Here is an 8,322-nt window from a genome sequence, read left to right as displayed (position 1 = left end):
CCTTGTCGCGTGCGGGGCGATCGGTGACGACGGTGATCCCGGTGACATTGGTGCCACCCTTGGTTTCGCGGGTGTCCGGATCGCGGGCGATGCGGCCGGTGAGGATTGCGATATTGGTCATGATGATAGTCCTTCGGTTCCTCAAACCGGAGACCATCTCCGGCTTGCGAACATCCAGAAGAAGCAGGGCATGGGAGGACTGCACCGCCGGAGCGAAGCTCCAAGGGAAACCTGTTCATGACGGGTGGTGCGGGCAGGCAGCGCAGCTGCCAACACGGCCGTCAAAGGAACGGGTTGCGGCTCCTCAGCTGAGCTGGTTCAGGACTGTTCGCGAAGAAAGCCGGATGGGTATCGGGTGCCGGTCTGAAGATTCAGATGATCCCGCTGCATTCAGCTTTCGCCGTCGCTTTCCGATGCTGACAGGAGATCCATGAAGTTGCGGGCTGCTTCCCGGTCTTCCTCGCTCTCGAACGCCACGTCGAGGTCGGGGGCGGATCAGGTTGCGTCAGCTTTGCGCCCTAATTGCCGCCCCTCGGCTCGTCAGAGGCAATCCTAGGAGCGAACATGAAATCAGGCGGGGCACGCCGCTAACATATCCGCATCATTAGACCGCCGCTTCGGCCCCTGTTGCATCCAGAACAGGCGGCCTAAATGCGAACTGGGTCTCGCATTTGTCATGCGCACACACCGGCTTGTTTAGGCCGAACGGCCGCTGATACTTGGTGCGGCCGCACACGCATTCGAATTGCTGCCGGAACGCCTTGAACTCGTCCCACCGCGTCTGCTCGTCCCCAATCGAGCCGTTGCCATATGGGGCGTCCTGAAAGTGGCTTCCGAAATTCTCAATATCGCCTTTGATAAGGCTAGTGATGAAGCGGTTGTTCACGCCCGGCACATCAGCAGGAGTCAGCTTTAGGTCGCCAAGGAAGCCGCCGATCGCCGCAGCCAGCTCGGCGCGCTCGTATGAGTAGGCCTTTTCAAGCTGTCGGATGCGGATATTGACGCCGAACCCGCGGGCGATGCCCAGCAGCCATTCCTCCTCCGCTTGACGCATCTCGTTGGCAGCGGATTCTCCCTTGGCCCAGCGATCGGCGATCATCTCATCGGTGACCTTGTGGTCGGCGAAGCGAGGCCCATACGCCGGATCAAGTCCGATGATGCGGGTGAACTGCCAGTCCTTCGCTGCGAGCTGGTCCTTTAGATGATTGAAGAAACGTTCGTCATGGGTGGCAAGGACGATCTGGCAGTCGGTGAACATCTTCGCGAGAAGCGCACCGATCGCGCGGCGATGATCGGCGTCATAGGACGTGACGACATCGTCCAGCGCAATCACCGGTGCGGCACTATTGAACTTCTTGATCGCCGCAAGGCGCAGCGCGAGCGCGACCGAATGGATCTGAGAGTCGCTGAGATAGCCGGCCGGCGCGACGCTTTGACGATTGTCCGCAAAATCGATCACTAGCTGCATACGCTGCTGGTTGGTGTCTTCCTCACCAGGCAGTTCAAGCCGGATCGGCTTGGCGTCGGCGCCTTGGATCTCCTTGTAGATGTCGTTCATCGGCGCCTGAAGCGTATCGAGGAGCGACTGGACCTTCTCCCGGATTTTTCCCGAAACGAGCGTGGCCTGCGCAACGAGCGCGTCGTGCAGCGTGGTCAACTGCTCGGAGGTGCGAGTTGCCAGCGCCACATCCTTTTGGAGATTGAGCAGCCTGTCGATGCTGGCCTTGACCTTGCCCCAAGTATGCTCGCCCTGTTTCGCCTCGATGCCGGCGATTTCATAATCGAGGTCCGAGAGGCGGGTCTCCAACTCAGCGACGATGGCGGCGGAATCGGGCGCGTTTACAGTCGGCCATTCATCAACGCCGGCTTGGTAGGCGAGGAGCGCAGTCTTAAATCCACCGCCATCGTCATCGGACAAATGCTCGATCATCGCGGGAAGACGCGCTACGAGCCGACTGTGCGCCTGCCTGGCGGCGGTCTCGGCATTGTCCAGGGCGGTCTTTGCATCGTTGTAGCTTTGCAGATCCTCGAGATGGGTCTTCAGGAGATCGCGGATCGCGGGCACGCTTCCGGCGGAAGTGTCACCGATTGCCGTGGCACAGACCGGGCATGCGTCGGGCGCGGTCGCATCGTCGGCAAACAGCTTCTCGGCTTCTTTCCAAACAGACCGGAAGACCGTGCCCGCCGCCTTGTCGCGCTCAACGACCTCAGTGGCCTTCGCGTCGGCCAGCGCAGACCGCGCCTTATCGAAAGATTCGATGGCGCCCGAATATCTTGCGTCGCCGCCGTCCTCGGGGACGATTTTTTGCCACAGCGCAATGAGCGAATTACGAATCTGCTTGAGGCTGGCGAGACCGAGCCGCTTTTCCTCCGCATCAACACGATTGCAGACCTCGATATAGCTCTCGTCCTCGGCAGAGAGCGCTGCGAGCGCTAGCTCGGGATCAAGCGGAGCGATGACGCTCACGTTGACAAAATTGAGCACGGTCGCGTCATCCCACGCCTGAACAGCCTGTGCGGTCTCCGTTCGCAACAGACCGGCAAGGCGAACCTGTTCGGTGGTACTCTCGGCAGCAGCCTTCACATCGCGGCGCAAAAGACGAAGGTTTTTCTGCACTTCCACCAGCGGCGAAAGCTGCAGCCAGCTCGCCACTTCGCTGTAGCGATTCTCGGGACTATGCGTTTCGACGAAAGTGCGCAGCGTATAGCCGCGGATGATCGGCGAGACGACGAACCCGGCTTTCATCGCGGTCGCAGCCGGATGGATCGGGCGAAGATTGCCGGTAGCGGTGCGACTGCCCTCGACGGTCGTCTTGCCAGTGATCGTGCTGAATTTGACCATCGGCGCGATACCAGCCGCCTGCGCGCCATTGTGCTCGAGCGCGGGCGGTCCGGCCTGGTTGTTCAACGTGCGCTGCCCGAGACGTTCGAGCGTGCCATGTTCGGAGAACAGAAACTCGAGGGCGTCGATGACGCTCGATTTGCCGAGGCCGTTGGGCGCGAAGATCGCGAGGCACGGCTTCTTACTGAGGTCGAAGGTCTTGGGCTGAAGATAGGCGCGGAAGCCTTCGAGAGTAAGCGAGTGAAACAGCGTCGGATCAGCCATCGGCCTGCACCTCGGCCGGTGCAGCGCGTTTCGCCGCGAGCGCGACGATCGCGGCCTTGGCATTGGCTATGGCATCAGCATGTGGCTTAACCGTCAGCAGTTGATCGGACAGGATGACGGCAAGATCGACGTCGACATTGTCCGACGCACTGAGGGTCTCGGAGAGGGTCGAGAGGAACACTTCGGGCGAATCCGCCTGTTCAACCTGTGGCGCGGCCAGTGCCGCAAGCATTTCGGGAGTCGCCGCTTCTTCCGGTGCCCCCGTTTCATCCTGCCCCATCATTCCCCCCTTAATGTCGGCCTTCTTCCAAGAAGGATCGACGGTGACGACCTAGCAATGCCGCCAACATCAGATGGCGGGGGGGCATAACTGCAGGCGCTGGCTATTCCCCCTCACTCAACGTGAAACCAGAGAGCAAAGGCGTCAATGGTCAGAGGTGACTTTAGAGCCCATTCCTTGCTTGATTTTGCGAGGTCGGCCGAAGCACGAAAGTCTGATTTCCCACTGCTGGTGCTTGAGCCGGAAAGTCAGCAATCGTGAAGGGTTCCGGGCGCCGGAGGCGTACAGAACCCTTCGCGATGACGGACTGGCAGGTTTGCGATGACCATTGGCTGAAAGGTGCCGATTGGCAGGCGCACTGCTAATCGACGTTGGGCGCCATCCGGCCGTCCGCCGGATACTGCCATTCGTTTGCCTCAGTCCAGGGACGGGTGATGTCGGCTGACAGATGCGCGACCGGTTGAAGGACAAGAGGAGATCGAATGGCAGGCAAGTGGCTTGACCCGTGATCCAGGGAGATCAGTTTCATGCTTGCCAGTGGAGCGCGAGCGAATGGGCTTCGGCATGAGATTAGGAGCCTATCACTACCTCACAATGCTGTCCCGCCACCGGACCGATGTCGAAGTCACTTTTCGGCACACCGGCAGCGTGCAATAGGAGATGCATGCCTGCACCAAAGATAATCAGTGATCTAGTTGAACGCTTCCGCCTTCACAAGGATGCTTACCAAGCCAGCTCCTACAACGAAACTCAGGTCCGTAGGGAGTTCATCGACCCGTTCTTCAAGGCTCTTGGTTGGGACATCGACAACGAGCAGGGCTATGCTGAAGCTTACAAGGATGTGGTGCATGAAGATGCACTCAAGATCGGTGGGAATACCAAGGCGCCCGACTATGCCTTCCGTATTGGAGGCACGCGAAAGTTTTTTCTGGAAGCGAAAAAGCCATCGGTAAACATTAAGCAGGACGTTGGCCCAGCCTTCCAAATTCGCAGGTATGCTTGGAGCGCCAAGCTATCTCTTTCGATTCTCACCGATTTTGAAGAGTTCGCCGTCTACGATTGCCGGGTCAAACCCGAGAAGAATGACAGGGCCAGCATTGCTCGGACGGCGTATTTCACCTTTGAAGATTACATCGACAAGTGGGATGAAATCGCTGAGATTTTCTCACGCGAAGCTGTCTTAAAGGGATCCTTCGATAAATACGCTGCCGACAACCGGCGGAAGCGAGGGACGGCCGAAGTCGATGATGCGTTTCTCGCGGAGATCGAAAACTGGCGGAGCATGCTCGCCAAGAACATAGCCCTTAGAAATCGACAGCTTGACGTAAGGGAGCTAAATGCTGCGGTTCAGAGAATTATCGATCGCATTGTGTTCCTTCGGATCGCGGAAGACCGAGGAATAGAAAAGTATGGTCAGCTTCAAAGCATTGCTGATAAAAAAGGCATCTACGAGGGCCTAACTGCCCTGTTTCGCAAGGCGGATGATCGATACAATTCCGGGCTGTTTCACTTCAAAAAGGGAGACGGATCACCTGAAACTCTGGACACGTTCACCCTCGACCTTGAGATAGACGACAAAGTTCTCAAGCCGGTAATCAAGAATCTGTATTACCCAGAGAGTCCGTACGAGTTCTCAGTTCTGCCAGCGGATATTCTTGGGCAGGTCTACGAGCGCTTTCTCGGAAAGGTCATTCGGCTCTCTGGCTCTCGCGCCACCATTGCGGAAAAGCCAGAAGTCAAAAAGGCCGGCGGCGTATATTACACGCCCAGCTACGTGGTGAATCACATTGTTGCCAAGACCCTGGAGCCCTTGCTTGCTGGAAGAACACCGGCTCAGGCGTCTGGTCAGGATGGCAGAGTCAAGAACGCAGCCCCCCTTCGAGTTGTGGATCCCGCATGTGGGTCAGGTTCGTTTCTCATTGGGGCGTACCAGTTCTTACTAGATTGGTATCGCGATGCTTACGTGAGCGAGGGACCACAAAAACACTTGGGCGGAAAAGACCCGAAACTGTTGGAGGTCGGTGAAGATGACTGGCGCCTAACCATCGCAGAGCGTCGACGTATCCTCTTGGCGCACATTTATGGTGTAGATATCGATCCGCAGGCGGTCGAAGTGACCAAACTTTCACTACTTCTAAAGGTGCTCGAAGGCGAGACCGCAGACGCAATGGCTCGTCAGATGGACCTTTTCCGCATTCGGGCACTTCCCGATCTCGGAGAGAACATCAAATGCGGGAACTCCCTAATTGGTCCGGACTTTTACCAGCAAATTTCAAGCGATCTGTTCGGTGAAGAAGACTTATATCGCATCAACAGTTTTGATTGGAAGTCCGAGTTTCCCTTTTTCAAGACTGAAGGCGGTTTCGGCGCTGTAATCGGAAATCCACCATGGGTGTCTTTAACAGGGAAGTTCGGGAACGACATTCTTTCAAATGAAGAACAAGAGCACCTCATAAGGAAGTTTGATGGAAATACATACATGCCAAACATGTATGAATACTTCATTTCCATGGGACTCACGATAACCAAAGATGGCGGCAGATTTAGCTTCATCGTGCCGGACCGTTTTGGAAAGAATGACCAATTCTTGGGGCTTAGGCAAAAGATTTTGAAGAATGTGGCCTTGGGGGAGGTGCTATATCGTGCGCCATTCCCTGGTGTCACTGCCGATACGCTGATCTTCGGAATCGAGAACAGTAAGCCAAGCTCTCGTGAAGAAACTTTGATCGGGGACTACACCGGGCATAGACGGTCGATTCCTCAGGCGTCTCTCCTGAATGGGGCTAACCGTTTCCGGTTTGAAGATCTTGATGCTCTAGCCTTAGGGAAAGCGTTGGTACGACTGGAGGCGAGCGGGACGGCAAAACCGCTTGGACAGCTTATTCAAACGACTTCTGGGTTCGGTGGGAAATCAACCATGATTACCAATGCCCGTCAGAATGCGAAACAGATTGAGGTACTAAAGGGTGCATCCATATCAAAATTTCGGGTCGGGAACCCGCTTTATTTCGATTTCAACAAAAAGAATATAACAGGCCGAACAACTGATAAGGCCAAGTTAGGCTGGAGCCCAAAAGTACTGATCCGAAAAACTGGATCTCGTCTCATCGCAGCTTTTGATGAAAGTGGCACCTTCCCAGAGCAGTCTTTGTATTTCACTTTCGGCGACTCGAGCATAAACGAGCACTATCTTCTTGCACTGCTCAACTCTCGCCTAATTGGCTACATCTTTGCCGAGCGGATGCTGACCAATCAGGACAGCATCGCACAAGTGAAGAAGGTAGACCTTGATGCCCTCCCAATTGTGATGGAAGATCAAATCGGTGATGGCAAAAACCGCGTCGACTTAGTTGCTGAAGCGGCAAGATCGATTTGCTCGTCTTTGGCCGCGCATGATGGTGCCAAAAGCGAACAAGTGAGAGCGGTTCACCGACGCACAATCAAGGCCAGCCTCAAGAATATCGATCAGCATATATACGACCTCTACGCTTTGACGCCTGAGGAGCGCGCTGAAGTAGATGATTGGGACGGGCATCTAGAACTAAGCTTTTAGGGGACTGGCAGTCGGGATTGTCACCGCTAGAACATTAAGTCGTTTCGCACGCTTGCTGAGGCTTTCCGGCGAGCATCGATGACTACGATTTCCGAAGTCCGTTCACCGCGTGCTTCAGCGTCCTGTTTAAGCTTTTCGATCTTGCGCAACTTTCGGCCCATGCCACCAATATCCATGATGACGAAAATCGCTTGGGAGGTGGTCGCTGCCTTTTTGTAGATTTCCAGCTGCGTCTTATAGCCATGCTCTACGCGCCCCTTGGAAAGCTTCATCTCGACAAGGACGCGCCCACGAAAGCCGGTGGAGAATTTGAAGTCTACCGGTCCGCCGCCTGAGTTAGTCTCTGGCGAGATGTCAACGTTGTTCACCGCGCACATGACGTTGGCGATTGCGAAGAAGAGCAGCTGACTAGCCCGTTCGTGCCTATGCGTATTGCCGTGCCAGAGCAGCTCCCACATGTTGTTGTTTTCGACCAGGCCCTGGAACGTTTCCATGATGGTCATGACCGTTTCGAGGAGCGTAGAAGCATCCTTCGTAGCGGGATTGCTTAGTGCTCCGACATAGGGCGTAGGGTCTTCGCTGAGGATTCGCCGGAACTGAAAGTATCCGTCTAGGTCGGCTTTCTCATCATAGCTTTCAGCGGCGGCTCCCACGGCTTCGATCAGTTCGCGAAGTAGCGATTCCGACGAAAGCACGGCTCTCCGCAGCGCTGCCTTCTTCTGTGACAGGGTAGCCTTGGCGAGGTTCCCGAACATGCTGTTCACTGCGTCCCGGATTTCCTGAATTTCCATGACTACGCGGCTGACATCCGACCAGTCAGCAGCGAGAGGTAAGTCACGAAGAATATCGCGCGGCACCATGATAACGGGCTTGTCGGTCTGGAACGGATTTTCGGGCAGATTGCGGTTGCCGTATTTGTCGCCAAAAGCGCGAACAGGGACTTTGTTAGTTGCGCAGAATTCCTCAGTCACCTGACACAGGACGGGCAAAAGGAAATTCGTTGTCATATCGCTGAGCGTGTCTGGGCCAACCCCCTCTTCAAAGAGAGGCATCAGCGGGATCATGCTTGGGTCTTTTACCCCAAGCGCAATGATCTCTTTGGCCGTTCGAAGGATTCCGTTTCTGAGCGTTGGCGGCCGCGAGCTGCCGCTTGTTCCTGCGCCGCCATAGCCCAGCCCGGTTTCTGACCGTTCTGACAGGTCGAGCGCATTGAACGCGCCACGCCAAGCGACATCGCCCTCATTCTCTGAAATGGATAGCAAGCCGACCACGTTCTGAAAGCCGCTCTCAAGATCCTCCCGTCCCTGCTTCTTCATTTTCGTATTCTGACTCTTCGGGACGAGCAGAGGATCGATGAAGAGCTTCGTGTCGCTATTGAGCACG

The 8,322-nt window shown here is 55.9% G+C and carries 5 protein-coding genes; 1 reads left to right on the top strand and 4 read right to left on the bottom strand.

Translation table 11 applies throughout. From position 1 onward, the window contains the following. From ACFDTG_RS15090 to ACFDTG_RS15080, 3 genes are all read right to left on the bottom strand, one after another. On the bottom strand, window positions 1-121 hold a 121-nt coding region (locus ACFDTG_RS15090), incomplete at its 3' end, for a single-stranded DNA-binding protein (protein ID WP_375291805.1). Between the two features lie 483 nt (window positions 122-604). Then, complete coding sequence (locus ACFDTG_RS15085) at window positions 605-3,106, bottom strand: AAA family ATPase (RefSeq protein ID WP_375291804.1); 2,502 nt, start codon at window positions 3,104-3,106, stop codon at window positions 605-607. Further along, on the bottom strand, window positions 3,099-3,389 hold the full coding sequence (locus ACFDTG_RS15080; RefSeq protein WP_375291803.1) for a hypothetical protein: 291 nt from the start codon (window positions 3,387-3,389) through the stop codon (window positions 3,099-3,101). Before ACFDTG_RS15080 ends, ACFDTG_RS15085 begins: the two co-directional genes overlap by 8 nt. Window positions 3,390-4,050: 661 nt before the next feature. On the opposite strand from ACFDTG_RS15080, the gene ACFDTG_RS15075 reads away from it, so the two are divergent. Then, window positions 4,051-6,939 carry an Eco57I restriction-modification methylase domain-containing protein gene (locus tag ACFDTG_RS15075; RefSeq protein WP_375291802.1) on the top strand — a complete coding sequence of 963 codons (2,889 nt, stop codon included), beginning with the start codon at window positions 4,051-4,053 and terminating at the stop codon, window positions 6,937-6,939. Between the two features lie 26 nt (window positions 6,940-6,965). Here ACFDTG_RS15075 and ACFDTG_RS15070 read toward each other — a convergent pair. Further along, window positions 6,966-8,322: hypothetical protein (locus ACFDTG_RS15070; RefSeq protein ID WP_375291801.1), on the bottom strand; the 1,357-nt coding region annotated here is incomplete at its 5' end.

Origin of the sequence: Qipengyuania sp., from assembly GCF_042095715.1 — a bacterium.
Classification (GTDB): Bacteria; Pseudomonadota; Alphaproteobacteria; order Sphingomonadales; family Sphingomonadaceae; genus Qipengyuania.
Note: the sequence above shows the minus strand (reverse complement) of the source record. Positions and strands in the feature narration are given on the sequence as shown.